Annotated in this window: 16 protein-coding genes; 11 read left to right on the forward strand and 5 right to left on the reverse strand. The window is 72.2% G+C overall.

The genetic code is table 11. The annotated features are described in order from the left end of the window. Positions 1–181 precede the first annotated feature (181 nt). From ACFZBT_RS29370 to ACFZBT_RS29380, 3 genes are read left to right on the forward strand one after another with little or no spacing between them, the layout of a single operon-like run. Entirely contained in the window at positions 182–2,392 is a 2,211-nt protein-coding gene (locus ACFZBT_RS29370) for a CDP-glycerol glycerophosphotransferase family protein (RefSeq protein WP_391109620.1), read from the forward strand. 8 nt (positions 2,393–2,400) lie between these two features. Further along, complete coding sequence (locus tag ACFZBT_RS29375) at positions 2,401–4,641, forward strand: CDP-glycerol glycerophosphotransferase family protein (protein ID WP_391109623.1); 2,241 nt, start codon at positions 2,401–2,403, stop codon at positions 4,639–4,641. Further along, a complete protein-coding gene (locus tag ACFZBT_RS29380; RefSeq protein ID WP_391109626.1) occupies positions 4,638–6,443 on the forward strand; it encodes a hypothetical protein in 1,806 nt (601 codons plus the stop codon). The genes ACFZBT_RS29375 and ACFZBT_RS29380 overlap by 4 nt, the downstream gene beginning before the upstream one ends. Positions 6,444–6,490: 47 nt before the next feature. Here the strand turns inward: ACFZBT_RS29380 and ACFZBT_RS29385 are convergent, their stop codons facing one another. Further along, entirely contained in the window at positions 6,491–7,711 is a 1,221-nt protein-coding gene (locus ACFZBT_RS29385; RefSeq protein ID WP_391109629.1) for an RNA-guided endonuclease TnpB family protein, read from the reverse strand. Between the two features lie 241 nt (positions 7,712–7,952). On the opposite strand from ACFZBT_RS29385, the gene ACFZBT_RS29390 reads away from it, so the two are divergent. Then, a complete protein-coding gene (locus tag ACFZBT_RS29390; RefSeq protein WP_391109632.1) occupies positions 7,953–9,215 on the forward strand; it encodes a hypothetical protein in 1,263 nt (420 codons plus the stop codon). Here the strand turns inward: ACFZBT_RS29390 and ACFZBT_RS29395 are convergent. After that, a complete protein-coding gene (locus tag ACFZBT_RS29395; protein ID WP_391109635.1) occupies positions 9,205–9,618 on the reverse strand; it encodes an Ohr family peroxiredoxin in 414 nt (137 codons plus the stop codon). The two genes, ACFZBT_RS29390 and ACFZBT_RS29395, sit on opposite strands and share 11 nt — an antisense overlap. 94 nt (positions 9,619–9,712) lie before the next feature. Here ACFZBT_RS29395 and ACFZBT_RS29400 point away from each other — a divergent pair, with 94 nt between their 5' ends. From ACFZBT_RS29400 to galE, 3 genes are all read left to right on the forward strand, one after another. Then, positions 9,713–10,216, forward strand: a complete 504-nt coding sequence (locus ACFZBT_RS29400; protein ID WP_391109638.1) for a MarR family transcriptional regulator — start codon at positions 9,713–9,715, stop codon at positions 10,214–10,216. Positions 10,217–10,273: 57 nt separating this feature from the next. Further along, complete coding sequence (locus ACFZBT_RS29405) at positions 10,274–11,890, forward strand: glycosyltransferase (protein WP_391109641.1); 1,617 nt, start codon at positions 10,274–10,276, stop codon at positions 11,888–11,890. 97 nt (positions 11,891–11,987) lie between these two features. Further along, positions 11,988–12,968, forward strand: coding sequence for a UDP-glucose 4-epimerase GalE (galE, locus tag ACFZBT_RS29410; protein ID WP_391109644.1), 981 nt, complete (start codon positions 11,988–11,990; stop codon positions 12,966–12,968). Positions 12,969–13,136: 168 nt separating this feature from the next. On the opposite strand, the gene ACFZBT_RS29415 is transcribed toward galE, so the two are convergent. Next, positions 13,137–13,796: a TetR/AcrR family transcriptional regulator C-terminal ligand-binding domain-containing protein gene (locus ACFZBT_RS29415; RefSeq protein ID WP_391109647.1), complete on the reverse strand. Its 660-nt coding sequence runs from the start codon at positions 13,794–13,796 to the stop codon at positions 13,137–13,139. A gap of 190 nt (positions 13,797–13,986) precedes the next feature. Between ACFZBT_RS29415 and ACFZBT_RS29420 the strand changes: the two genes are divergently transcribed. The 4 genes from ACFZBT_RS29420 to ACFZBT_RS29435 all read left to right on the forward strand — a co-directional run bounded on the left by ACFZBT_RS29420 (position 13,987) and on the right by ACFZBT_RS29435 (position 19,673). Then, entirely contained in the window at positions 13,987–14,913 is a 927-nt protein-coding gene (locus ACFZBT_RS29420) for an ABC transporter permease (RefSeq protein ID WP_391109650.1), read from the forward strand. After that, complete coding sequence (locus ACFZBT_RS29425) at positions 14,906–15,754, forward strand: ATP-binding cassette domain-containing protein (protein ID WP_391109653.1); 849 nt, start codon at positions 14,906–14,908, stop codon at positions 15,752–15,754. The genes ACFZBT_RS29420 and ACFZBT_RS29425 overlap by 8 nt, the downstream gene beginning before the upstream one ends. Positions 15,755–15,834: 80 nt before the next feature. Then, on the forward strand, positions 15,835–18,030 hold the full coding sequence (locus ACFZBT_RS29430) for a CDP-glycerol glycerophosphotransferase family protein (protein WP_391109656.1): 2,196 nt from the start codon (positions 15,835–15,837) through the stop codon (positions 18,028–18,030). Continuing rightward, positions 18,027–19,673 (forward strand): glycosyltransferase, encoded by a 1,647-nt coding sequence (locus tag ACFZBT_RS29435; protein WP_391109659.1) that lies wholly within the window; start codon positions 18,027–18,029, stop codon positions 19,671–19,673. The genes ACFZBT_RS29430 and ACFZBT_RS29435 overlap by 4 nt, the downstream gene beginning before the upstream one ends. Positions 19,674–19,884: 211 nt before the next feature. Here ACFZBT_RS29435 and ACFZBT_RS29440 read toward each other — a convergent pair whose 3' ends face one another. Both ACFZBT_RS29440 and ACFZBT_RS29445 read right to left on the reverse strand, forming a co-directional pair. Next, the gene (locus ACFZBT_RS29440) at positions 19,885–21,363 is read right to left on the reverse strand and encodes a hypothetical protein (RefSeq protein WP_391109662.1); all 1,479 of its coding nucleotides are present in this window, start codon (positions 21,361–21,363) and stop codon (positions 19,885–19,887) included. Between the two features lie 126 nt (positions 21,364–21,489). Then, positions 21,490–26,451, reverse strand: a complete 4,962-nt coding sequence (locus ACFZBT_RS29445; RefSeq protein WP_391109665.1) for an NAD-glutamate dehydrogenase domain-containing protein — start codon at positions 26,449–26,451, stop codon at positions 21,490–21,492. Positions 26,452–26,822 lie beyond the last annotated feature (371 nt).

A 26,822-nucleotide genomic window follows, 5' to 3' on the forward strand; every position in this document is an offset into this window, starting at 1 on the left:
TCACGCCGGGGAGTCCGCATGCCCTCCAGCCCGTCGCGGCCGACCCCCAGCCGGCCGCCGTCCTGGCGTCCGTCGGGGCGGCCACGCTCCTGAAAAGCGTCCGCGGCACCTCGAAGACCCGAACACCCGAAGCCCCGGAAGCCCCCGAAGCCCCTCAACGCCCCTCGACAGAAAGAGCAGAATGCCCCGCTTCAGCATCGTCGTCCCGTCCCATGGGGTCGCGGGCCGGCTGTCCCTGGCGCTGGACTCGGTCCTCGCCCAGTCCTTCGGCGACTTCGAGCTGATCCCGGTCTGCGACGCGCCCGACGCACCGGCGGCCGACGTCGTCGCCGGGTACGCCGAACGGGACTCCCGGGTGACGCCGGTGCACTCCCCGCCCTCGGCGGGTCTTGCCGGGGCGCGCAACACCGGGCTGCGGGCGGCCGTCGGCGGCCATGTGCTGTTCCTCGACGGCGACGACGTCCTGGTCCCGGGGGCGCTGGCGGCACTGGACGCCCGGCTGAACGCGGTGGGCGACGGGGACGCGCCGGTGGACGTCCTGTACTTCGAGCACGAGCGCACCCCCTGGTGGGAGGGCGAGCCGGCCAACCCGGCCGCGCCCCTGCTGGCCAGGACACCGGACCGGGTCTTCTCCCCCGACCGGGCCCCGGAGCTGACGGGCGTGACGCTCCCGGCGTGGAGCGCGGTGTACCGCAGGGCCTTCCTCACCGAGCGGGACATCGCCTTCCCCGGGGACCACTTCACCGACGTCGGGTTCGGCGCCCTGGTCGCCCTGCGTGCGGAGCGGGTGGCGGCCCTGCGCGCGGTCGTCGTCCGGCATCTGCTGCGCCGGCAGGGCAACCGGCTGAACCTTCCGGGCGAGCACCACACCGAACTGCTCGACCAGACCGAGCTGGTGCTGACCCGGGCGGCGGAGCAGGGGCTGTCGGCGGACCGGCTGAAGCCGCTGTTCACGCAGCTCTTCGCCGCTTTGCTGAAGACGGCCGCCCACCCCCGGCGGCTGCCCGCCGGACGCCGCGCCTTCTTCCGCCGGGCGAGCGCGCTCTACCGGCGGCACCGCCCCGCCGGCTACCGGGCGCCCGGCGGCAGCCTCGGCGTCCAGCACCGGCTGATGGCGGCCGGTTCGTACCCGGCGTTCCGCGCCCTGCGCGCCGCCAACCAGAGGGCGCTGCGGGCCGCCGCACTGCTCCCGCGCCCCCGGGGGCTGCGCACCCGCCTGCGCTACGCGGCGAACCTGCGCCTCCCGCTGGACAGGAACCTCGCCGTGTACTGCGCGTACTGGGGCCGCGGCTACGCCTGCAACCCGGCCGCGATCCACGCCAAGGCCCGCGTACTCGCCCCGCACCTGCGCTCGGTGTTCCTGGTGGAGCCGGACGCGGTGGACGGCCTGCCGAAGGACGTGGAGTACGCGGTCATCGGCAGCCGGAAGTACTGGGAGGCGCTGGCCCGCGCCAAGTACCTGGTCAACAACGCCAACTTCGCGGACGCCGTGGTCAAACGCCCCGGCAGCACGCACCTCCAGACCCAGCACGGCACCCCGCTGAAGACGATGGGCGCCGACCAGGCGACGTACCCCGTGGTGGCGGCGGCGACGGGGAGCTTCGCCAGGCTGCTGGCCCGGATGGACCGCTGGGACTACAACCTCACCTCCAACCGGCACTCCACCGAGATGTGGGAGAAGGCGTTCCCCGGCGCGCACGAGACCCTCGAGTACGGCTATCCGCGCAACGACGTCTACTACACGGCGTCCGCCGAGGACGTCGCCCGCGTCCGCAAGGAACTCGGCGTCCCCGAGGGCAAGAAGGCGATCCTCTACGCGCCCACGCACCGCGACTACGCCACCGGCTTCTCGGCCGGCCTGGACCTGGCCGAGTTCTGCGAGGCGATCGGCGACGAGTACGTGGTGCTGCTGCGCGCCCACTACTTCTATGACCAGGGGCCGGGCCGGGGCGGCGACCGGATCATCGACGTCACGGGGCACCGGTCCTCCGAAGACGTGTGCCTGGCGGCCGACGCGCTGATCACCGACTACTCGTCGATCATGTTCGACTACGCCAACCTGGACCGGCCGATCGTCGTGTACGCCGACGACTGGGACGTCTACCGGGAGACGCGGGGCGTCTACTTCGACCTGATGGAGCTCCCGCCCGGCCGCGTCGCCCGCACGCCCGGGGAGCTGGCGGCGGCCTTCGCCGACGGCACCTACGCGGACGAGTCCGCGACGGCCCTGCGTGCCGCGTTCCGGGAGCGCTTCTGCCAGTTCGACGACGGGCGGGCCGCCGAGCGCGTCGTACGCCGGGTGCTGCTGGGGGAGCCGCCCGAGTCGCTCCCGCCCGTGATCCCGCTCGCGGAGCGCGTCCCGGCCCCCGCCGCCACCCTCGTAAGGAGCTGACCGAAGAAGTGCCCCGCTTCAGCATCATCGTCCCCGTCTACAAGGTGCAGGGCTTCCTGCGCGAGTGTCTCGACTCGGTGCTCTCCCAGTCGTACGGCGACTTCGAGGTGATCGCCGTGGACGACCGCTCCCCCGACGGCAGCGGCGCGATCCTCGACGAGTACGCCGCCCGCGACGCCCGGGTGCGAGTGCTGCACCTGCCCGAGAACGTGGGCCTCGGCCGGGCCCGCAACGCCGGGCGGGAGCGGGCGGCCGGCGACTACGTCCTGTTCCTCGACAGCGACGACCGCTACACGCCGGGTCTGCTGGCCGCCGTAGCGGCGCGGCTGGAGGCGACCGGCGACCCGGACATCCTGGTCTTCGACCATGTGCGCACCCACTGGTGGGGCCGGGGCGGGCGCAGCGAGGCGGCGGACCTGCTGGCGGAGGCGGGCACGGAGACGTTCCGCGTCCGGGACAGTCCGCAGTACCTCAAGCTGTTCCTGGTCGCCTGGAACAAGGCCTACCGGCGCACGTTCCTCCAGGAGCACGGCCTGGAGTACGCGGCGGGGCTGTACGAGGACGCGCCGGTCACCTACCGGGCGATGGTGCTGGCGGACCGCATCGCCTGTCTGGGCCGGATCGGGGTCGAGTACCGGCAGCGCAGGCAGGGCGCGATCACCAGGACCCCGGGGCGGCGGCACTTCGAGATCTTCCCGCAGTACGAAGGGCTGTTCACGTTCCTGGAGCAGCGCCCCGACCTCGACTGGGCGCGTCCGCCGCTGCTGGAGCGGGCGCTTGACCACATGCTGTTCGTGCTGGCCCGCGAGGACCGGGTGCGGCCCGCGGACCGGGGCGACTTCTACCGCGAGATCCGCTCCTTCCACCGCCGCCACCTCCCCGAGGGCGGCTTCCCGGAGCCGGAGGGCTGGCGCGGGGTCGAGATGCGGCTGCTGGCGTCGGCGCCCTACGCGTCGTACGCGGCGGTGCGCGGTCTGCGGGACCTGCGCGCGAAGGCCCTGGGCCGGAAGCGGCGGGTGGTGCGGAAGGCGTCGGGGACCGCGCTGCGCACCTGGTACGCGGCCCAGTCGCAACGCCCGCTCGATCCCCGGCTCGCCGTCTACTCGGCGACCCACCACCGGGGCGTGAGCGGTGATCCGGCGGCGATCTACGAGAAGGCCCGCGAGATCGCCCCGCACATCCGGGGCGTGTGGGTGGTGAAGGAGGACGCGGTGGAGGCGCTGCCGCCCGGCGTCGACCATGTGACACCGGGCTCGCGGCGCTACCACGAGGTCATGGCGCGGGCCACGTACTGGGTGAACAACGTCAACTGGCCCGGCACCCTGGCCAAGCGGCCCGGCAGCGTCCACATCCACACCCACCAGGGCACCCCGCTCAAGTACATGGGCGCCGACCTGCTGACCAAGCCGGGCGCGCGGCACGGCTTCGACGTGCCGCAGATGCTGCGCCGGGCCGACCGCTGGGACTACAGCCTGGTCGCCGGCCTGCACGCGGAGCGGGCCTGGGAGCGGGCCTACCCCTGCCACTTCGCCTCGCTGCGGACCGGCAGTCCGCGCAACGACGCCCTGGTCGGCGCGGACCCCGAGCGGGGCCGGGAAGCGCGGGAGCGGCTCGGCGTCCCCGCCGGTCACACGGTCGTGCTGTACGCGCCGACCCGGCGCGACTACCGCAAGGGCGGCCATGTAGAGCGGTTCGACCCGGCCCGGTTCGCCGAGGATCTCGGCCCGGGCCACACCCTCGTCGTCCGGCTGCACCCCTCGCTGGCCGGGGGCGTGGCGCGCGGCCTGGGGCTGGCCGAACTGCACCGGCGGGGCGTGCTGGTGGACGCGACCGACGAGCCGCACGTCGAGGACGTGCTGCTCGCCTCCGACGTGCTGGTCACCGACTACTCGGCCCTGCTGTTCGACTACGCCCTCCTCGACCGGCCGATCGTGGTGCACGCCGACGACTGGGGCGCGTTCGCGGCCAGCCGGGGCGCCTACTTCGACATCACGGCCGACGCGCCGGGGCATGTGTCGCGCTCCTACCGGGAGCTGGCCTGGCTGTTCGCTTCCGGCACCTGGCAGGACGGGGAGTCGGCGCGGCTGCGGGCGGGCTTCCGGGAGCGGTACTGCGAGTTCGAGGACGGGCGGGCCGCCGAGCGGGTCGTACGCCTGCTGATGCTGGGCGAACGGGGCGGTTCGCTGCTGCCCGCGGCCCGTCGGACCGCGGGTGCCGGTACGAGGCCCGAGGCGCTGGTCGAGCGATGAGAACACCCGCCACCCCCGAGGCCGTCCCCTCCCTGCCCGGCCAGCGGGCCGCCTCGGCCCGTCCGCCGGCCGCGGCCGACCGGTTGCGGCCGGTGCGCTGGTGGCACGCGGCGCTGGTCGCCGTGCCCACCGCGGCCCTGTTCGTGCTGGGCTACCGGCGCCGCTGGATCTGCGACGACGGGCTGATCTATCTGCGGCCGGTCCGGCAGATCCTGGCGGGCAACGGGCCCGTGTTCAACGTGGGAGAGCGGGCGGAGAGTTCGACCGGGACCCTGTGGCAGTGGCTGCTCGCGCTCGCCACCTGGGTCACCGGCGAGGACCCCGCGTTCCTCGCGGTCGGGCTCGGGCTGCTGCTGAGCACCGCCGGGTTCGGGCTCGCGCTGTACGCCACGTGTTTGCTGCACCGGGGCGCGAGGCTGCTGCTCCCGGCGGGGGTGTGCGTGCTGTTGGCCGTGCCCCCGTTCTGGTCGTACATGACCTCGGGCCTGGAGAGCGGCCTGGGCGCCTTCTGGACCGGCCTGTCGTGGTGGCTGCTGACCCGTACCCGGCGCGGGCAGGAGGCCCGGCCGGCGTACACGGCCGCCTTCGTGTTCGGGCTGGGTCCGCTGGTCCGGCCCGACCTCGCGGTCGTCACGGCGTGTTTCCTGGCGGCGCAGTGGTGGGTGCTGCGCCCCTCCCGGCGGGGCACCGCCGCGATGCTGGCCTCGGCGGGAGCGGTGCCACTGGCGTACGAGGTCTTCCGGGCGGGTTACTACGGGATCCTGGTGCCGCTGCCCGCCATCGCCAAGGAGGCGAGCGCCAGCGACTGGGGCCGGGGCGCCGGCTATGTGCAGGAGACGCTCGGACCCTACTGGTTGTGGCCCGTCGTCCCCGTGCTCGGCGCGCTGACCGTCCTGCTGGTGCGGCGCACGCGCCGGGAACGGCGGTACCGCGCCCCGGGGCGGACCTCGCTCGCGGTGGTGCTGGCCCCACTGGCCGCGGGCCTGCTGCTGTCCGCCTACGTCATCCGTGTCGGCGGTGACTACATGCACGCGCGCATGATCCTGCCCGCCCTTCTGCTGCTGCTCCTGCCGGTGCTGGTCGTTCCGGCGAACCGATTCACCGGCGTCGCGAGCGCGCTGCTGCTGGTGTGGCTGTGCGCGGCGGTCAGCCCGCTGCGGGCGCCGTTCGACGTGCGCGGCACGCCCGGGTCGTTCAATGTGCGCAGCTCCGACGTGGAGGCCCTCGGAGACCACAACCCGGTGCGCACCGCCACCTGGGTGGCCAACTGGCCCGCCCTGCCGGAGGCGCGCGGCATGCTCGCGCGGGCCGTGCGGGCGCCCGGGCCGACGCTGCTGTACTTCGACTCCGCGCGGCGGCTGCACGCCACGCCGATGCGGCCGGGCTCCCGGTACCACGTGGTGATCGTGGGCCGTCATCTCGGCGTCACGGGAGCCGCGGCGCCGCTCGACGCCTACGTCAACGACGCCTGGGGGCTGGCCAGTCCCGTCGGCGCGCATCTCGCGCTGGAGCGGTGGAGCTGGCCCGGGCACGAGAAGTTCCTGCGCAACCACTGGGTCTTCGCGGAGTGGGCGGCGCGGCGTCCGCCGGAGCGGGACCTGCTGCGGGCCGGGGCCTCGCTGGAGACGGTCGTGGCGGCCCGGGCCGCGCTGGGCTGCGGCGAACTGGCCGAACTGAAGGAGTCGGTGCGCGCGCCGCTCACCGCCGAGCGCTTCTGGCGGAACCTCACGGGGTCCGTCGAGCGGACGGGGTTCCGGTTCGCGCGCTGGCCCGCGACGGCGGAGAGGGCGCTCTGCGACTGACCCGATGAGTTGAATCCTCCCCTCCCTGAAGGGAGGGGATTCCTGGCTCAGGCTGCCTCCTGGAGCAGCGCTCCAGGAGGTCTTGCGCCATCAGCACCAGCCGGGTTGAGACCAGCCCGGACGAGCATCACACGTGCGGAGTTCTTGTCCCGTGGGGACACGAGCCCGCATGCGGTGCAGGTGTAGGTACGTTCCGACAGCGGCAGTGCGTGCTTGGCTCTCGCATCGCAGTTGGCGCAGTCCATCGTGGTGTGCGCGGGGTGGACCAAGCGGATGTCCCGCGCGTGTTTGCGGCCCATCTCGATCAGCGCCTGCTTGGTGGCGCCGATGGCGGCGTCCGCGGCCCTGCGTGCCATCGTGGACTTGGCCAGGAACTTCGGACGGAAGTCCTCAACCGCGATCGCGTCGTGGTCGCGGACCACCTTCTTGGCCCACTTGCGGCCGGTGTCCGCACGCTGCCCGGCGACCTTCTTGTATGCCTTCGCCCGCAGCTTCTTCGCCTCGCGGTAGCCCCTGGATGCGGGCTGGCCCTTCTTCGGCCTGCGGCGGGCCGTCATCCGGTCATACCGGGTCAGCTTCTTCTGGGCCTTCCTGCCGTGTTCGGCGTGCGGCAGGTCATACGCGTCGGAGGTGGTGGTCGCGGTCTCCTTCACGCCCCAGTCGACACCGAGCACCCGACCGGTCTCCGGCAGCGGCTGTACTTCGGCGGGCACGACGAAGGAGCAGTACCAGTGGCCGAGGCTGTCCTGGTACACGCGCACCGAGGACGGCTCAGCCGGCAGGTCCCTCGACCACACCACCGTCAGGACGATTCCGCCCGCCAGGTGCAACCGGCCGTCCTTCAGCCGGAACCCGCGCCGCGTGTAGTTCAGGGTCGCCAGTGCCTCGCGCTTCTTCTTGTGCGCGGGCATCCCGGCCCGGCGTGCCAGGGGCAGGCGCTCCTTGATGTCCTTGTGGGCCTTGGCGCGGGAGCGGCCGAAATCACGGATGACCTGCTGCTGGACCACCGACGAGCCCTCACCCAGCCACGGGATCGCCTTTCGGGCTGCGGTCAGCATCCTGTCCAGCTGCGCCGGGCCACACGTCCGCTTCTCCCCACTCACCTTGTTGTGCAGGTACACGGCCCGGGACTTGGCCACACACTCATTCCACAGCCACCGGCACCGGTCCCACTCCGCCACCAGGGCCGTGCGGGCGGCGGACGACACACGCAACCGGTAGGTGTAGCGGGCATGCCCGCCCTCCACAGCCGCCCCCACATGCGCCATCCCGCCCCCTCACAGTGTCGAGACCCAAGCACCGTGCCGTCCCGAACTCTGTGAAGGACCGTATGTACGACAGCCGCACACACGCACCCCAATCCCACCGCCACCACCCCGACCAGCGACCACAGGCACACACGTTCGCATCACCTCGCCGACGCCGACAGCGGTACGGGCGCTCCGCGTCGCAACACCCGCATGCGGTTCCTCCCCGGCGTGAACGCCGGGGCATCCTCGCAAGAAACAGGTGAAGCTGGCGGGACCGGTGCATCTGCTGGTGCTGCTGACGGGGCTCGGCCGCTTCGTCCGGACCCTCACGCCGCGTCCCTGGGCGCCGGTACTGGCCCTGCTGTTCATGACGCTGCTGTGGGGCACCGCCCGGACGGTGTGGAGCGGCCACCTCGGGCTGCTGCCGATGACGACGAACCTGGGCCATCCGTCCGCGCTCGCGATCGGGCTGACGCTCTGGGCGTGGGCCTGGACGGCGACGCGTGCGCGTGCGGACGCCCCCGTGCGGTTCGTCGGTCCGAGCGGGCTCGGCGGCCGGGCGGGGTACGCGGGACTCGGCGCCCTGTACGGGCTGATCCTGCTCACCCACTTCGTCACGGCCGCCTCGGCGCTCATCGGCGCGGTGGCGATCGTGGCGTCCCGGCAGCGCGGGTGGCGCCGGTCTGTCGTGGCGCGCTGGGCGCTCGCCGGGGCCGTCAGCGGGGCGGTCGTGGTGTCGTGGCCGTACTACGACGTGCTGGATCTGGTGAGCGGGACCGGCCTGGACACGAGGGACCGGCGGCTGTACGACGAGATGATCGCAGGCTCCTGGCTGGCGCTGCTCGGCCTGCCCGCGCTGTGGATGCGGGCGCGCGGGTCTCCGCGTGATCCGCTGGTGCTGGTGTTCCTGATGGAGTGCCCGCTGGTGGCGTACGGCTGGGTGAGCGGGCACTACGCGTACGCCGGTGCGCTGTGGGCCGTACTGCTGCCGCCGCAGTGCGCGCTCGCGGTGGAGCTGGTGGTGCCCCGGCCCTGGCGGCGGGCCCGGAAGGTGCTGGGCGGGGCCGCGGCGGCCGGGGTGTGCGCCGGGTTCGTCACCGTGCACGCCGGGGCGGTCGTGCCGCGCTCGGCCGACCCGGTGGGGTTCGCACAGCCCGTGCGCCGGCCGGCGTACGACTGGGCGGCACGGCACATCGGCCCGGGCGAGGTGGTGATCACCGACGGGCACCGGGCCGGTCACGCCCTCGCCGGGTACGGACCGAACCTCGTCGCGCCCGTACGGCCCGACCCTGCCCTGGACGAGCGGGAGCGGGAGCGCCGGTCGGCCGACGTCCGGGCCTATCTGGCCCCCGGTTCGACCCGCGCCGGGCGTGCCGCCGTCGTCCGCCGCTACCACGTGCGCTGGCTGCTGCTGACGCGCGGGCACCCGATGCCCGAGGAGGCCGTGGTGGTGGCGTGGAGCGGGGAGACGGGGGAGGTGCTGGCGCGGGTCGGGGGTGACGTGCCGGTGGCTACTCGATGACGAGGTCGACCTCGATGTTGCCGCGGGTGGCGTTGGAGTACGGGCAGACCTGGTGGGCCTGCTCGACGAGCTTGCGGCCGGTCGCCTCGTCCACGCTGTCGGGCAGCTCGACGCGGAGCGTGACGGCGAGACCGAAGCCCTCGCCCTGCTTGCCGATGGAGACCTCGGCGGTCACGGCGGCGTCGCTGACATCGACCTTGGCCCCGCGGCCGACGAGTCCGAGGGCGCTGCCGAAGCAGGCGGCGTAGCCGGCGGCGAAGAGCTGCTCCGGGTTGGTGCCCTGGCCGTTGCCGCCCAGCGCCTGCGGCATGCCCAGTGCGAGGTCGAGCGTGCCGTCGGAGCTGACGGCACGGCCCTCGCGGCCGTGGGTGGCGGTGGCGACAGCGGTGTAGAGCGCGTCCATGGAAATCTCCCTCTCGCATCATCGTTCCGGCGGCCCGCTTCCGGGCCGCCTGACATCCATGATTAGAGCACACAATTAAGTTGTGCACAATTAAATGGTGGGTCCGGGCTACCCTGGAGCCATGAACACGCCGGACGACGACTGGCTCCGCCTGGACCAGCAGATCTGCTTCTCCCTGCACGCGGCCTCCCGCGCCTTCAACGGCGTGTACCGCGTGATCCTCAAGGACCTCGGGCTCACCTACCCGCAGTACCTGGTGATGCTGGTGCTCTGGGAGCAGGGCGAACTGCCCGTGAAGAAGCTCGGGGAGCATCTGCGCCTCGACTCCGGCACCCTGTCGCCGCTGCTCAAGCGACTGGAGGCGGCGGGTCTCGTGCACCGGGAGCGCAGCGCGCGCGACGAGCGGTCGGTGGAGGTGCGGCTGACCGAGGAGGGCGCGGCCCTGCGGACGCGGGCACTCCAGGTGCCGCGCCGGATCGCCGGCGCGACCGGCTTCGACGCCACCGAGGTCCGCGCCCTGCGCGCCCGCCTCGACGAACTCACCTCGGCGCTGGACGCGGCGGCCCTCTCGGAGGCGCCGGGGGGCGGGCACTCTTAGCGATGTAGGGCGTTTTAACGCCTTCTGCGGCATTCTCCCGACTTACGATCCGTTGTAATGAATGCCGCTGTGGATGCCGACAGGCCTCGCCCCCAGGTCGCCGTCGTGGTCATCGGCTATGACGACGCCGCCCATGTGACGGACGCCGTGCGCTCGGCGCTCGCGCAGGGCCCGGCCGTGCGCGAGGTCGTGGCCGTCGACGACTGCTCGACGGACGGCAGCGCCGGCCTCCTCGACCGGCTCGCCGCGTCGGAGCCCCGCCTGAGGGTGATCCGCCGCCGGGTCAACAGCGGCGGCTGCGGCACCCCGCGCAACACCGGGCTCGACGCGGTGACGTCGCCGTACGTGATGTTCCTGGACAGCGACGACGTCCTGCCGCCCGGCGCGGTCGACGCGCTGCTCGGGGCCGCGACGGGTGCGCACGCGGAGGTCGCGGGCGGTCTGTGCGTACGCCGGGAGCTGCCGTCGGGGCGTGAAGTGCCCTGGCAGGCGCGCCTCTACGCGCTCCACGCCGTGGTGCCGCGCCCCGCGCTGCGACCGCACCTGGTCCAGGACCCGCTCTGCGTCAACAAGCTCTACCGCACCGACTTCCTGCGCGAGCACGGCATTCGCTTCCCCGAGGGCCGCTTCCCGTACGAGGACATCGTCTTCAGCGCGCGTGTGCTGGCCGCGGACCCGCGTATCGCCCTGGTCCCGGACCTGGTGTACGTCTGGCATGTGCGCTGGTCCGCCGAGCGGCTGTCGATCTCCCTGGACCGGAGGGGGGTCGGCAACTGGCGGGCCCGGACGGAGGCCTGCCGACAGGCGTACGAGACCCTGCTGGGCGCCGGGCAGAAGGAACTCGCGCGGGCCGCGCGCGCCAGGTTCCTCGACCACGAGCTGCGGATGTACGTGCGCGAGCTGGGGTTGCGCGACGCCGCCTACCAGCGCGCGTGGTGGGAGCTGACGCGGGCGCATCTCACGGAGTACGACGCCGACGACTGGGCGCTCGACCCGGCCGCTCCGGGCCGGCTGGCCGGGCGGGTCGTCCTGGCGTCCCCGGAGCCGCGTGACCTGCCCCGGCTGCGGGAACTGGCGGCCCGTCCGGCCCGCCTCTGTCCGCCGTACGCCCGAGCCGCCGACGGCACGCCCGTCTGGTCGGAGGACCTCCCGCAGGTCTCCCTGGAGCCCCTGCTGACCCGGCCGGTGCGGGCGCTGCCGCTCGCCGTGGACGCGGAGCTGCGGCCACGCGCGCGTGACGCCCGGCTGCGGCTGCGTCTGCACGAGCTGTACGGCCGGGTGGCACGGGCGGGCCCGAAGACGGTGGAGGTGGAGTGGCGGCACCGGGACGACGGGGACGTCAAGGTCCGCGCCACGACTCGGTTCGCGGCCTCCGCCGACGGCTGGTCGGCCGAGGCCGGCCTCGACCTCCCCGCACTGGCCGCCCTCGGTGCGGGCACCTGGGACCTGCGCCTTCACCTCCGCTTCCGTGACGGCGTGAGCCGCGAGGTCTCGGCGCACGCGCTCGCGGGCGCCGGCCTGCTGCGCCGCAGCGCCGTTCCGAGCGCCCGGTACGGCGTGGTGCTCGTACAGCCGTACGCCACCTACTCCGGCGCGCTGGCACTGCGGGTGGCGCCCGGCGTGCGCGGTGTGCTGTCCGTCGCACGCGCGCGAGTGCGCCGACTGCTTCACTGAGATGCCGCCTGCTTCACCGAGCAGGCGCCTGCTTGACTGAGAAGGCGCCTGCTTGACTGAGTACACGACGGGACAGCTGACGAGGGGACGGTCGCACATGACCTGGTTGATCACCGGCGGCGCCGGCTACATCGGCGCGCACGTCGTACGGGCGATGACGGCGGCGGGCGAAGAGGCGGTGGTCTACGACGACCTGTCCACCGGCATCGCCGGGCGCGTGCCCGAGGGGGTGCCGCTGGTGGTGGGCTCGACGCTGGACGACGAGCGGCTCGCGCGCGCCCTCGCGGACCACTCGGTCACCGGCGTCGTCCATCTCGCGGCGAAGAAGCAGGTGGGAGAGTCGGTCGAGCAGCCGCTGCGCTACTACCGGGAGAACGTCGAGGGCCTGCGGATCCTGCTGGACGCGGTGACCGCCGCGAAGGTGCCGTCCTTCGTGTTCTCCTCCTCGGCGGCGGTGTACGGCATGCCGGACGTGGACCTGGTCACGGAGGAGACGCCCTGCGTGCCGATGTCGCCCTACGGCGAGACGAAGCTGGCAGGTGAGTGGCTGGTCCGCGCCGCGGGCCGGGCGAGCGGCCTGTCGACGGCGTCCCTGCGCTACTTCAACGTGGCGGGCGCGGCGAGCCCGGAGCTCGCGGACACCGGTGTCTTCAACCTCGTGCCCATGGTCTTCGAGAAGCTCACGGAGGGCGCACCGCCACGCGTCTTCGGCGACGACTACGCGACCCCCGACGGCACCTGCGTACGCGACTACATCCACGTCGTCGACCTGGCCGAGGCCCATGTGGCGGCGGCCCGGGCGCTGCGCGCCGCCCCCGGCCGTAACCTCACGCTCAACATCGGCCGGGGCGAGGGCGTCTCCGTCCGCGAGATGATCGACCGCATCAACGCGATCACCGGCTACGACCGCCCGCCCACGGTCCGCCCCCGCCGCCCCGGCGACCCGGCCCGCGTCGTCGCCTCGGCCGACCGCGCCGCGACGGAGCTGGGCTGGAAGGCCCGGCACGACGTCCAGGACATGATCGCGTCGGCGTGGGAGGGGTGGGTACGGCTGCACCCGGAGGCGAGGCGGGGCTGAACCCCCTCTCCTACCGGCGAGCCCCCTCATAGCGCCCGCAACGCCCCCGCCCGTCAGCGCTGCCGGGCCGTCGGCCGACACCGGCGCCGATCAAGCCCGGCGTGCGGCCGCCTGCCCACACCCCCGGCAGATCCCCGACAGCCCGACGCCCCTGAGCCGGCCCCAGCCCTACAGCGCCCGCAACGCCCCCGCCGTGGCCCGGGCCAGTGATCCCAGGTAGCCCTGCGGGAGCTTCGGGCTGCGGATCACCACCGAGCGCCAGTACAGCGGGCCCGAGATCAGGTCGAGGGCCAGGTCGTGGTCGAGGCCCTGGCGGAGCTCGCCGCGACGTTCCGCCGCCGTGACGATGCCGGTCGCGACGCCGTCCTGGCCCTCGCGCAGGGCCTTCTGGAGGGCCTCGGCGATCTCGGCGTTGCGGGCCGCCTCGGCCTGGAGGTCGGGGATGATCTGCGAGGCGACGGGGTGGCGCAGGGCGCGGGACGTCACCTCGTACAGCAGCCGCAGATCCCCCTCCAGGGAGCCGGTGTCCGGCACGGGCAGGCCCTGCACGGCGAGCGCCGAGACGATGTCGAGCACGAGGTGCAGCTTCGAGCGCCAGCGGCGGTACACCGCCGTCTTCCCGACGCCCGCCCGGCGGGCGATCCCCTCGATGGACATCCGCGCGTAGCCGACGGCCGCGAGCTCCTCGAAGACGGCCGCCCGGATCGCGTCCGTCACGTCCTCCCGCAGCACGGCCGCGCCCGCGGGGGCCCGGCGGCGCGGACGCGGCTGCGACTGCGACTGCGGCTGCTGCGGCGGCGGCTCGTCGGCGTTCGCGTTCGTCGTCATGCCGACAGCATAGGGGCGTCACGACGAAACGGTTGCGTTCCGACGCTCGAAAGGCCTACGCTCACGTTGCGACGATACGGTCCCGTCCCGACGTAAGAATTCGTGAAGAGTCTGGTGAACACCCACTTTCCGCTCCTCACGACCCAGGTCCCACACCCCACACCCCCTCCCCCGAACGAAAGCAGCGGATGTGAGCCAGGTCCTCGACACACCGCCCCAGCCCCCCACCCCGGCCCCGACCCCCGCCGCCGACGACCTCGCGACCCTCGCCGCCCGTCACGGCCTCGCGGTCAGCGGCGCCCGGCCCTCGCTGCCCGCGTACGTCCGGCAGCTGTGGGCCCGCCGTCACTTCATCACCGCGTTCGCCACCGCCAAGCTCACCGCCCAGTACAGCCAGGCGAAGCTGGGCCAGGTCTGGCAGGTGATGACCCCGCTGCTGAACGCGGCGGTCTACTACTTCATCTTCGGCGTCCTGCTCGGCACCAAGCACGGCGTGCCGGACTACATCCCGTTCCTGGTCACGGGCGTGTTCATCTGGACGTTCACGCAGAGCTCGATCATGGCGGGCACCCGCGCCATCTCCGGCAACCTGGGCCTGGTCCGCGCCCTGCACTTCCCGCGCGCCGCCCTGCCCCTGTCGTTCTGCCTCCAGCAGCTCCAGCAGCTGCTGTTCTCGATGGGCGCCCTGGTCGTCATCCTGCTCTGCTTCGGGGTGCCGGTCGGCGTGTCCTGGCTGCTGGCGCTGCCCGCGCTGTTCCTGCAGTTCACGTTCAACGCCGGTGTCTCCATGGTCATGGCCCGGATGGGCGCCAAGACCCCGGACATCGCCCAGCTGATGCCGTTCGTGCTGCGTACCTGGATGTACGTCTCGGGTGTCATGTGGAGCATCGACAAGCTGGCCGACAAGGACAGCCTGCCGCGCGCCGTGACGATCCTGCTGGAGACCAACCCGGCCGCGATCTACATCGACCTGATGCGCTTCGCCCTGATCGACAGCTTCCACGCGAGCCAGCTCCCGGCCCATGTGTGGGCGCTCGCCGTCGGATGGGCCCTGGTCGCCGGCGTCGGCGGCTTCATCTACTTCTGGAAGGCTGAGGAGACGTACGGCCGTGGCTGAGCACCCGAGCGAGAAGATCCCCACCGTCGTCGCCGACGGCGTCGACATCGTCTACCGCGTCAACGGCACCGGCGCCGGACGCGGCTCCGCGACGGCGGCCCTCAACCGCATCGTGCGCCGCAAGAAGACGGAGAAGGCGGCCGGCGTGCGCCGGGTGCACGCCGTGCGGAACGTGTCCTTCGTCGCGTACAAGGGCGAGGCGATCGGCCTGATCGGCACCAACGGCTCCGGCAAGTCGACGCTGCTGAAGGCCGTCGCCGGGCTCCTCCCCGTGGAGAACGGCCGCATCTACACCCACGGCCAGCCCTCCCTGCTCGGCGTCAACGCGGCCCTGATGAACGACCTGACCGGCGAGCGCAACGTGCACCTCGGCGGCCTGGCCATGGGCATGTCCCGCGAGCAGATCCGGGACCGCTACGAGGAGATCGTCGACTTCTCCGGCATCAACGAGAAGGGCGACTTCATCACGCTGCCGATGCGGACGTACTCCTCCGGTATGGCGGCGCGGCTGCGGTTCTCCATCGCCGCCGCCAAGGACCACGACGTGCTGCTGATCGACGAGGCGCTGGCCACCGGCGACCGCTCCTTCCAGAAGCGCTCCGAGCAGCGCATCCGCGAGCTGCGCAAGCACGCGGGCACGGTGTTCCTGGTCAGCCACAACAACAAGTCGATCCGCGACACCTGCGACCGGGTGCTGTGGCTGGAGCGCGGCGAACTGCTCATGGACGGGCCGACGGAGGACGTCCTCAAGGAGTACGAGGCGTTCACCGGGGACAAGTCCGCGAAGCCCAAGCCCAAGCCAAAGCCGAAGCCGGAGCCGAAGGTTCCTGTTCGCTCGTGAGGCGTACCCCGGTCGGCCGTTTTGTCTTATTGATGACACGATGACCGCATACGGTGTACCGGCGTGAAGGAGCCCTCGCGATGGCCGAGCTCAGCCTCATCGTCCACGGGGCGAACGTTCAGGACCATCTGACGGAACTCCTCGACTCCCTCGCCGCGCATCCCCTCCCCGACGCCGAGGTGATCGTGGCCGCGGTCGGCGACTGGGCCCAGGAGACCGCCGAGCGGCACACGCCGGACGTCCAGGTGCTGCCGGTGCCGGACGGCATGGGCGACGCGGCGGCCCGCGCGGCGGGCGCGGCCCGGGCCTCGGGCCGCTGGCTGCACTTCGTCCACGCCAAGGACGGCCTGCCCGCCGGCGCCCCGCGCACGGTCGCCGAGCGGGTGGCCGAACTGCCCGCCGAGGTGGACGTCCTGCTCCTCGACCACGTCCGCAGCACCTGGCACACCTCCGGCATGCCCTCCCCGAACGGCGCCCTGCTGGCCCGGGCGGGCCGCGCCGACGTCGCCCTCGACGCCTGCGCGCCCCTGCTGCGCCTCACCCCGCTGCTCGGCACCCGCGTCCTGCGCGCGGACTTCTGGAGGGCGCACGAGCAGCAGCTCACCACCGACGACGAGCCGCACGCCGCCCTGGCCGCCCTGCTGCTAGCCGACCGCGTGGCCTGCCTGCCGCACGTCGCCTACGAGGACCGCGTCCTGCGCCCCGCGAGCCTGCCACCGGTCACCCCCGAGCAGCGCTACGGCCTCGTCGAGCGCTACGAGTCCCTCCTCGACCTCACCCGGGGCCGCCCCGCCGCCCACGCCGTCCTCTACGACGTGATGGTCCGCGAGTGCCTTCGGGTCTTCGCGCGTGGCGGCATGGAGGAGGAGGTCGCCCGGGAGTTCTTCCGCCGGGCGTCCCTGGCCGCCCTGCGCCGCCGCCCCGAGGGCTACAGCCGCCCCGCCGGTCTCGAAGGCGTCCGCCGCTCCCTGCTCGAAGAGGGCGCCTACGCCAGGTACCGGGCCTTCCAGGCCGTCAACCGCACCCGCCGCACCGCCAAGTCGGCCGTACGGACCCGGAAGCGCCAGGCCGGAGCCAAGCTCCGCGACCACCAGTACCGCCGGGCACTCACCCGCCCGGTCAACCCCCATCTCGCCGTGTTCGCCGCGTACTGGAACCGCGGCGTCGCCTGCAACCCCGCCGCGATCGCCGCCGAGCTCTCCGAACTCGCCCCGCAGATCCACCCGGTGTGGGTGGTCACCCAGGAGAACGAGGCCCTCCTCCCGCCCGGCACCGACCATGTCGTGCCCGGCAGCCGCCGCTACTGGGAGGTGCTGGCGACGGCCAAGTACCTCGTCAACAACGTCAACTTCCCGGGCGCGGTGGTCAAACGCCCGGACGCGGTCCACGTCCAGACCCACCACGGCACGCCGCTGAAGCGCATGGGCCTGGACCAGATGGCGTACCCGGCCGCCGCACAGGGCCTGGACTTCAAGGCGCTGCTGGAGCGCATCGACAAGTGGGACTACAGCGTCTCCGCCAACAGCCACACCACCCGTATGTGGGAGCGCGCGTACCCCTCGCACTATGTCTCCCTCGACCACGGCTATCCGCGCAACGACGTCTACTACACGGCCACGGCCGACGACATCCGCGCCGTCCGCGACCGCCTCGGCATCGACCCGGGCCGCCGGGCCGTCCTCTACGCGCCGACCCACCGCGACTACGAGGCCGGCTGGACACCGCGCCTGGACCTCGCCGCCCTCGCCGACCGCCTCGGCGAGGACACCGTCCTGCTCGTGCGCGGCCACTACTTCTACGGCGGCGCGGCCTCCCCGCTCACCAACCTGCGGCGCACGGGCCGGATCATCGACGTCTCCTCCTACGACCCGGTCGAGGATCTGTGCCTGGCGGCGGACGCCCTGGTCACGGACTACTCCTCGATCATGTTCGACTACGCCAACCTCGACCGGCCGATCGTGATCCACGCCGACGACTGGGAGACGTACCGCACCACCCGCGGCGTCTACTTCGACCTGATGGACCAGGCGCCGGGCCCGGTCGCCCGCAACCAGCGGGAACTGACGGAGATCCTCACCACCGAGGCCTGGCGCGACGAGGGCTCGGCGAAGACCCGGGCCGCCTTCCGGCGCCGGTTCTGCGAGTACGACGACGGACGCGCGGCCGAGCGGGTCGTACGCCGGGTCTTCCTCGGCCAGGACGAACGCTCCCTGCCGCCGGTGCTGCCGCTCGAGGACCGCACGCCGGCCCCGACCCCGCAGGAGGCAACCGCATGAGCACCCCCGACGTCACCGTGACGGTCATCGTCTACAACGACGCCGAACGCCTCACGCGCGCGGTCGACTCGGTCCGCCGGCAGACCCACGCGAACATCGAGATCATCATCAGCGACGACCACTCCACGGACGGCAGCGCGGAGGTGGCACGGCGCCTCGCGGTCCAGGACCCCCGCGTCCGGCACCTCCGCCTGGAGCGGAACAGCGGCGGCTGCGGCGTCCCGCGCAACCGCGCCCTGGACCTCGCCCGCGCGCCGTATCTGATGTTCCTCGACAGCGACGACGAACTCCCCGACAACGCCGTCGAACTGCTGCTCGCCGCGCACCGCGAACGCGAGATCGACTTCGCGATGGGGGCGGTGCAGCGGGTCCGGGTGGACAACGGCCGCCGCTCGACCTGGATGCCGCACCTGGTCGCCGAGCGCCGCACCCTCGACGGCGTCGAGACCGACCCGCGCCTGTTCTTCGAGCACCTGTCGACGAGCAAGATGTACGCCCGCGCCTTCCTCGACCGGCACGGACTGCGCTTCCCCGAGGACATCCACTACGAGGACCAGCTGTTCTCGGCGCAGGCGTACTGCCTGGCCAAGCGCTTCACGATCGTCCCGGAGCCGGTGTACCGCTGGTACGTGGCGCCCTACGCCGCCTCCGAGGCCGCGTCGATATCGAACCAGCGGCACAAGCTGGAGAACGTCCGCGACCGTATTCACGTCCAGCACCTCATCGACGGGTTCCTGGCCGAGAGCGGACACGAGTCGCTGCGCGAGGACAAGGACCACAAGTTCCTCAAGCACGACTTCCGGATGTACGCCGGTGACCTGCCCTACCGGGACGACGCGTGGCTGTCGTCCTTCGCGGACCTGGTCACCCCGTACCTCGACACGCTCGCCCCCGGCGCGTTCGCCCGTCTCCCGCGCGCCGAACGCGTCGTCCTCCAGCTGATCCGCGACCGCCGCCTGCCGGAGGCCCGGCTGGCGGCACGGGGCCTCGGCCACGGAGTGGGGCCGAGGCAGATCACGACGGACGGGGAGGGCCGCACGTACTGGGGCGACCGGATCCCGGCCTCGGAGCAGTCCCGCCGCGAACTGGACATCTCAGACCTGGATCTGGAGACCCGCCCCTTCCCGAGCGCGCAGTTCCGCCACGAGATCACGGAGATCACCCGGGGCCCGGGCGCCTCCGTCGATCTCGCGATCCGCACGTACGACCCGGCCCTGCGCCTCCCGGTCGGCCCCCAGCGCGCCACCCTCCTCATCGCCCCCGGCGGCCACCGCCTGCACATCCACTTCCGCCTCTCCCCCGTCAGCCCCGGTGTCTTCGAAGGCCACGCCCACCTCGACCTCGGAGCGGCGCTGCTCCCCTTCTACGGCTTCTCCGGAGTCCGCCACCCCTTGCTCCGCCTGCGACACCAGGGCGTCTCCCACACCGGCCTCCTCCTGGCCCCCCTCACCTTCCCGGCCTTCACGACCCAGGTCCCCCACCACCAGCTCACCCTCGAACCCGAAGGCCACGCCCCCGGCCGCCTGCAGGCCCGCTGGGAACCCACAGGAGCCACCGCCAAACTGATCCGCCCAACAGTCCGCCGCCTGGCCCGCCCCAGAGTGAGGCGAGCGGCCCGCTTGGTTGCCAGCGCCCTGCGCTGATCCAAGCCCACCTGCGCCCATGCGCCCACGGGTGCCGCCCCGGCTGCGGGCATCCGTGCCGCCTTAGCTGCGGGCATGCGTGCCGCTTGAGGCGGCACGGGTGGGCGCAGCGGCACCCCGCCCCGCCGGGCTGCGAAACCCCCCGCCCCCAGCACCGACGCCCCTGGCGCCCCAACGCGGATGAGAACAACTCCCTCAACCCCACCCAAGCTCACCGCACCACCGCGTACAACACCTGCCCCCCAGGCCCCCGCCCCACCTCCCTCAACGCCGTCCCCCACCCATCCGCCCCCGAACCCATCACCCACCGCACCCCGTACTCCCGCAGAATCACCCGCCGCTCCCCCTCAGACACCCCCACCCCGAAATACCTCCGCACCGCCTCCTCCCGCCGCTCCTCATCCGGCAGGAAGAAGTCGGGATACCCAGGCGCCACGGTGTACGCCCCATACGCCGGAATCTGCGCAGAAGGCCGCCCCAACCGCGCCATCACCACATCCCCGTACCTCACCCACCGCGTCATCCACTGATACCCCGCCCACGGCTCCCGGTACTTCTCCGCAACGACCCCCGACACTGCCCCCGGCAGATCCCCCGGCCTCACCACGTACCCCACCGTCCCCACCTGCGTCCACGCCCCCACAACCAGCGCCACCCCCAGCACACACCCCCACCCCACCCGCACCGCACGCCGCCCGGCCTCCCCCACCTCCACCGCGATCGCCACCTGCGCCGGAATCAACACCGCCGGCAACGCCCGCCCCCACGCGTACTGCCCGCTCACCCCACCCACCGCCACCACGACAACCCCCAGCACGAAGAACAGCACCAGCGGATCCCACCGGTCCCGCCACCACCGCACCCCCAGCGCCACCACCCCGAGCAGCACCAGCCAGTACCGCCCGAACTGGTCCTCGTACAGCGGCCGATGCACCGACTCCAGCCCGCCCCACCCCCCGACCAGCGCGAAGAAGTCGTAGTACGGCCACACCAGCAGCACCACGAGCCCCAGCACCACCCCGCACCCCAGCCGCCCCCACACCGCCCGCCCCGGCCGCGCGGCGACCACCGTCGCGACCGCCCCCAGCGAGGCCACCACCCCCGAGAACTGGTGGCACAACAGGATCACCGCCCACAGCACCCCCAGCCCGAGCCACACCCCCCACCCCCCGTCCTCCCGCACCGCCCGCCCCAGCCAGGCCCAGAGGTGAAACGCCAGCCCCAGTGTGAAGACGCTCGGGTACGACACCGTCAGCGCGAGCGAGTTGAGCCCGTAGAAGCCGCTCCAGTTGAAGAGCGCCGTCCCCCACAGGAACAGCAGGCTCAGCAAGGCCACCGCGGGCGCCGCACCACGGCCGCTCAGCGACCGCACATACCGCCACACCCCCGTCACCAGCAGGCCCAGACCGACCAGCGCCCCCACCCGCAGCACCCAGAAGACCGACAGATCGCTCACCCGCGCGACGCAGCCGAGCACCACCGTCCAGGGTGAGTAGTACGGACTCGGCGTGTCCGCGTCGACGAGCGGATTGCCGGGGTCGAGGAGGTTGTGCCGCAGCCGCTGGACGGTCGCCGCGTGCACACCGAGATCCCCGGCCCAGGGCAGCCGGACGATCACGAGGAGCAGCAGCACGACGACGGCCGCGGCGACCACCACGGCGGCGGCCCGCGCGGCGAGGGCGGGTCTCACGGCACAAGCCTCAGCCGGAAACGGTCACTCCTCCACTCGAACCGCCCAGAGACCCGCGAGGAACCTGAGGCATGCGAAGGCGCCCCGGACCGAAACCGGCCCGGGGCGCCCAAGAGGCCGTACCCCCTACGAGTGCGTCCGCAGCAGCGTCCTCATCGTGCGCATCGCCACCGACAGGTTCGCGAGGTCGAACGCGTCGGAGCTCTGGATCTCCTCCAGTGTGGTGCGGGCGCGGCCGAGGATCGCCGCGTTCTTCTGCTCCCACGCCTTGTAGCGCTGCTCGGGCGTCGAGCTGTCGTTGCCCACCGCCAGGACATCGGCGGTCAGCGCAGCGTGCGCCGCGTACAGGTCCTCGCGGATCGCCGCGCGGGCCATGGACTGCCAGCGGTCGGCACGGGGCAGCTCGGAGATGCGGTCCATCAGCTGGGTGATGCGCAGCCGGTCGGCGAGGTCGTAGTAGACCTCGGCGACATCCAGCGGCTCCCGGTCCATGCGGTCCGCGACCGAGACGATGTCGACCGTCGGGAAGACGGAGGAGAAGCCTGCCACGCGGGTGGCGAGTTCGTCCGGGACCCCGACGCCCGTCAGCTCGTCGAAGATCTTCTGGTACCACTCCAGGTCGGCGCCGCGCAGCAGGTTCGGCAGCTGCCCCCAGACCTGCTCGACCCGGTCGGCGAAGAAGTCGACCGTCTCGGCGAGGTCCAGCGGCTGCGGCCGGTTGTTGAGCAGCCAGCGCGTGCCGCGCTCCACCAGGCGGCGCGAGTGCAGCCGGATGCGGGTCTGGACGTCGGCCTCGACCTTGTTGTCGAGCGCCTCGACCCCGTCCCACACCGGGGACTGGCGGAAGATCGCCCGGGCCGCGGTCTGCGCCCGCACGATCTCCTCCAGCGACGCCCCGGTCTCCTCCCGCAGCCGGTGCAGATACGTCGTACCGCCCGTGTTGACCGTGTCGTTGACCAGGACGGTCGTGGTGATCTCACGGCGCAGCGGATGGCTGACGAGGTGCTCGGGGAACTGCTCGCGCAGCTCGGTCGGGAAGTACGCGTGCAGCAGGGTGCTCAGGTACGGGTCGTCCGGCAGCGAGGTGTGCAGCAGCTCCTCGGCGACCGTGATCTTCGTGTACGCCATGAGCACGGCCGTCTCCGGGCCGGTCAGGCCCTGCCCCTGGGCGAGCCGCTCACGGATCTGCCGGTCGGCGGGCAGGAACTCCAGCGCCCGGTCGAGGTGGCCCTCCCTGACCAGGTGCTTCATGAAGCGCTGCTGGGCGTGGAGCATGGAGCCGGACTGGGCGAGGGCGTTGGCGATCGCCGTGTTCTGCGCGTAGTTGTTGCGCAGCACCAGGCGGCCGACCTCGTCGGTCATCTCGGCGAGCAGCTTGTTGCGCTGCTTGACGGTCATGTCACCGTCCGCGACGAGGCCGTTGAGCAGGATCTTGATGTTCACCTCGTGGTCGGAGGTGTCCACGCCCGCGCTGTTGTCGATGGCGTCGGTGTTGATCCGGCCGCCGTGCAGCGCGAACTCGATCCGGCCGAGCTGGGTCAGGCCCAGGTTGCCGCCCTCGCCGACGACCTTGACGCGCAGGTCCTTGCCGTCGACGCGGATGGCGTCGTTGGCCTTGTCGCCGACGTCCGCGTTCGACTCGGCCGAGGACTTGACGTACGTGCCGATGCCGCCGTTCCACAGCAGGTCCACCGGGGCCTGGAAGATCGCCTTCATCAGGTCGGCCGGGGTCAGCTTGGTGACCTTGCCCTCGATGCCGAGGGCCTCGCGGATGTGCGCGTTGACCGGGATGGCCTTGGCCGTACGCGGAAAGACTCCGCCGCCGGCCGACAGCAGCTCCTTGTTGTAGTCCTCCCAGCTGGAGCGGGGCAGCTCGAACAGGCGACGACGCTCGGCGTAGGAGGTGGCGGCGTCCGGGTTCGGGTCGATGAAGATGTGCCGGTGGTCGAAGGCGGCCACCAGCCGGATGTGCTCGGAGAGCAGCATGCCGTTGCCGAACACGTCACCGGACATGTCGCCGATGCCGACGACCGTGAAGTCCTCGGTCTGGGTGTCCACGCCCAGCTCCCGGAAGTGCCGCTTGACGGACTCCCAGGCGCCGCGGGCGGTGATGCCCATGCCCTTGTGGTCGTAGCCGGCGGAGCCGCCGGAGGCGAAGGCGTCGCCGAGCCAGAAGTTGTAGTTCTCGGCGACCCCGTTGGCGATGTCGGAGAAGGTCGCCGTGCCCTTGTCGGCGGCGACGACGAGGTAGGTGTCGTCCTCGTCGTGCCGGACGACGTCCGCCGGGGGCACGACCTCGCCGGCCACCATGTTGTCGGTGATGTCGAGCAGCGCCGAGATGAACGTCTTGTACGACGCCACGCCCTCGGCCAGCCACGCGTCCCGGTCCACGCTCGGGTCGGGCAGCTGCTTGGCGACGAAGCCGCCCTTGGCGCCGACCGGCACGATGACGGTGTTCTTCACCATCTGCGCCTTGACCAGGCCGAGGATCTCGGTGCGGAAGTCCTCACGCCGGTCGGACCAGCGCAGACCACCGCGCGCGACCTTGCCGAACCTGAGGTGCACGCCCTCGACGCGCGGCGAGTACACCCAGATCTCGAACGCCGGACGCGGCGCCGGGAGGTCGGGGATGGCCTGCGGGTCGAACTTCATGGAGACGTAGTCGTGCGGCTTGCCGCCCGCCGCCTCCTGGAAGAAGTTGGTGCGCAGGGTCGCCTTGATGACGGTGAGGAAGGACCGCAGGATCCGGTCCTCGTCCAGACTGGCGACCTGGTCGAGGGCCGCGTCGACCTCCTCCAGCAGCGCGTCCACGATCTCGTGTCCCGCGCGCTGCCGGTCCGGCGACATCCGCGCCTCGAACAGGGAGACGAGCAGCCGGGTGGTGTGGACGTTGTTGCGGAGGGTGTCCTCCATGTAGTCCTGGCTGAACGTCGAAGCCGCCTGGCGCAGGTACTTCGCGTACGCCCGCAGCACCATCGCCTGGCGCCAGGTGAGCCCGGCGCTCAGCACGAGGGAGTTGAAGCCGTCGTTCTCCGCCTTGCCGGTCCACGTCGCGGCGAAGGCGTCCTGGAAGCGCTCGCGGGCGTCGTCGCCGAAATAGTCCCCGCTGCCGTTCTGCGAGCGCGGCACGCGCATGCCGAAGTCGTAGATCCAGGCCACGCTGCGGTCCGGGCAGCGCAGGTCGTACGGCCGCTCGTCGACGACCTCGACGCCGAGCCGGTTGAGGACCGGCAGCACGGCCGAGAGGGAGATGGCGTCGCCCGTGCGGTAGATCTTGAAGCGGCGTTCCTCGGGGGCGGCGCCCACCGGCTCGTACAGGCTGAGCGCGAAGTCCTTGCCTTCCTCGGCGTTCAGCGCTTCGAGGTGGACGAGGTCGGCGACCGCGGCGCGCGGATTGTGGTCGGCCTTGTAGCCCTCGGGGAAGGCGTGCGCGTAGCGGCGCATCAGTTCGGCCGCGCGCTCTTCGCCGAGCTCGGCGTTGAGCGCCTCGGCGAAGGCGTCCTCCCAGGAGCGGGCCGCCTCCACCAGCCGGGCCTCGATGCGGTCCTTGTCTGAGTCGGACAGCTCCGGCAGCTCGGTGCCCTGCGGGACCCGGACGACGAAGTGCAGCCGGGAGAGGATCGACTCGGTGTTCCAGGCGGTGAAGTCGACGCTGATGCCGCCCAGTTCCTCCTTGAGGATCTCGATGATCCTGAGGCGCACGGCCGTGGTGTAGCGGTCGCGCGGGAGGTAGACGAGGGCGGAGTAGTAGCGCCCGTACTCGTCCTGGCGCAGGTAGAGCCTCAGCCGCCTGCGCTCCTGGAGGTAGAGGACGGAGGTGACGATGGACCGCAGCTCGTCGACCGGGGTCTGGAAGAGCTCGTCGCGCGGGTACGTCTCCAGGATCTGCAGCAGATCGCGCCCGTCGTGGCTGTTGGGCGAGAACCCGGCGCGCTCCAGCACATCCTCGACCTTGCGCCGGATGACGGGGACCCGGCGCACGGACTCGGTGTAGGCGGCGGAGGAGAACAGCCCGAGGAAACGCCGCTCGCCGACGACGTTGCCGTCGGCGTCGAACTTCTTCACCCCGATGTAGTCCAGGTACGACGGCCGGTGCACGGTCGCCCGGCTGTTCGCCTTGGTCAGGACGAGCAGCTTGTGCTCGCGCGCCTTGGCCCGGGCGTCGGCGGGCAGCCGCTCGAACGACGGGCTGACCGGGTGGCTCTCCTCGGCGGCGTGGTGCGGGTCCGCGCGCAGTATGCCGAGCCCGGTGCCGGGGACGGCGGCCAGGGAGTCGTCGTCGCGCAGCTGGTACTCGCGGTAGCCGAGGAACGTGAAGTGGTCGTCGGCCAGCCAGCGCAGCAGCTCGCGGGCCTCCTCGACCTGGGGTCCGGGCAGGTCACCGGGGATGGGCTCGTCCGGCAGCCCCTCCGCCAGCCGGGTCGCCGCCTCCCGCATCTTGCCCCAGTCCTCGACGGCCTCACGGGCGTCGGACAGCACGCGCAGCAGGTCGGCGGCGATCTGCTTCAGATCGGCCCGGTCCGTCTCGCGGTCGGTCTCCACGTGGATCCAGGACTCGACGTGCGCGTCGTGCGGGAGGTCGCCGGCGCCGGTCGCGGGCGTGGGCAGCACCTCGATGAGCTTGCCGGTCACATCGCGCCGCACCACGAACTGCGGGTGGATGACGACGTGGATCCCGCGCCCCTGCCGCGTCAGCTCATTGGTGACGGAGTCGACGAGGAAGGGCATGTCGTCGGTGACGACCTCGACGACGGAGTGGCTGCACGTCCACCCGTTCTCTTCCACGGTGGGCGTGTGAACCCGCACGTTGGCCGTGCCCTGGGGGCGGTTCTCGGCCAGCCGGTAGTGGGATACGGCGGCTCCGAAGACATCGACCGGATCGCGGTCGGCAAGGTCCTCCGGGGCCGTGTGCAGGTAGTAACGCTGGAGGAACGAGATCAGGGACTCGCGGTCCGGGGCCTCCTGGGCGTCTGGGGTCTCCTCGCCCGTCGACCCGGTCGGTAGGTGCCCCCCGACCGGGCTGTTCTCAGCTACCCGGGCGGCCCTCTCGAGCAACTCGGCCTTTGCTTCGTCCAGCTTGGTCTGCATTGTCCTCTGGCTCCTGTCGCGCGCCGTTGCGTGACGTAGAAGGAAGTACGGTCTCTGCGCTGACGACGTCACGCCGTGACACGGGGTATCCGGTCTGTTCCGACGCTATGCCGCCAGACGAGAGGAGCGGGGGTGTCTGAGCCATTTTTGAGCTGCCCCACGGGTGTGACGCTGCTCTCTGCGACGCCTCGGTCCCGGTGGTGCTCGGCGTCCCGGGAGTCATCGATGCCCCGTACCGCCCGCGAAGACCAGCGACCGCCGCCCGGTCACGGATGTGGTCCGTGCTCTCCGGGCGCAGGGCAGGGACGACGACGTCCCCGCGAACTATCGCGCTGATCACGCCACCAAGGCTATCGCTCCTTACAGGGCCC

This window comes from Streptomyces sp. NPDC008137, assembly GCF_042957035.1.
In the GTDB taxonomy this organism is placed as follows: Bacteria; Actinomycetota; Actinomycetes; order Streptomycetales; family Streptomycetaceae; genus Streptomyces.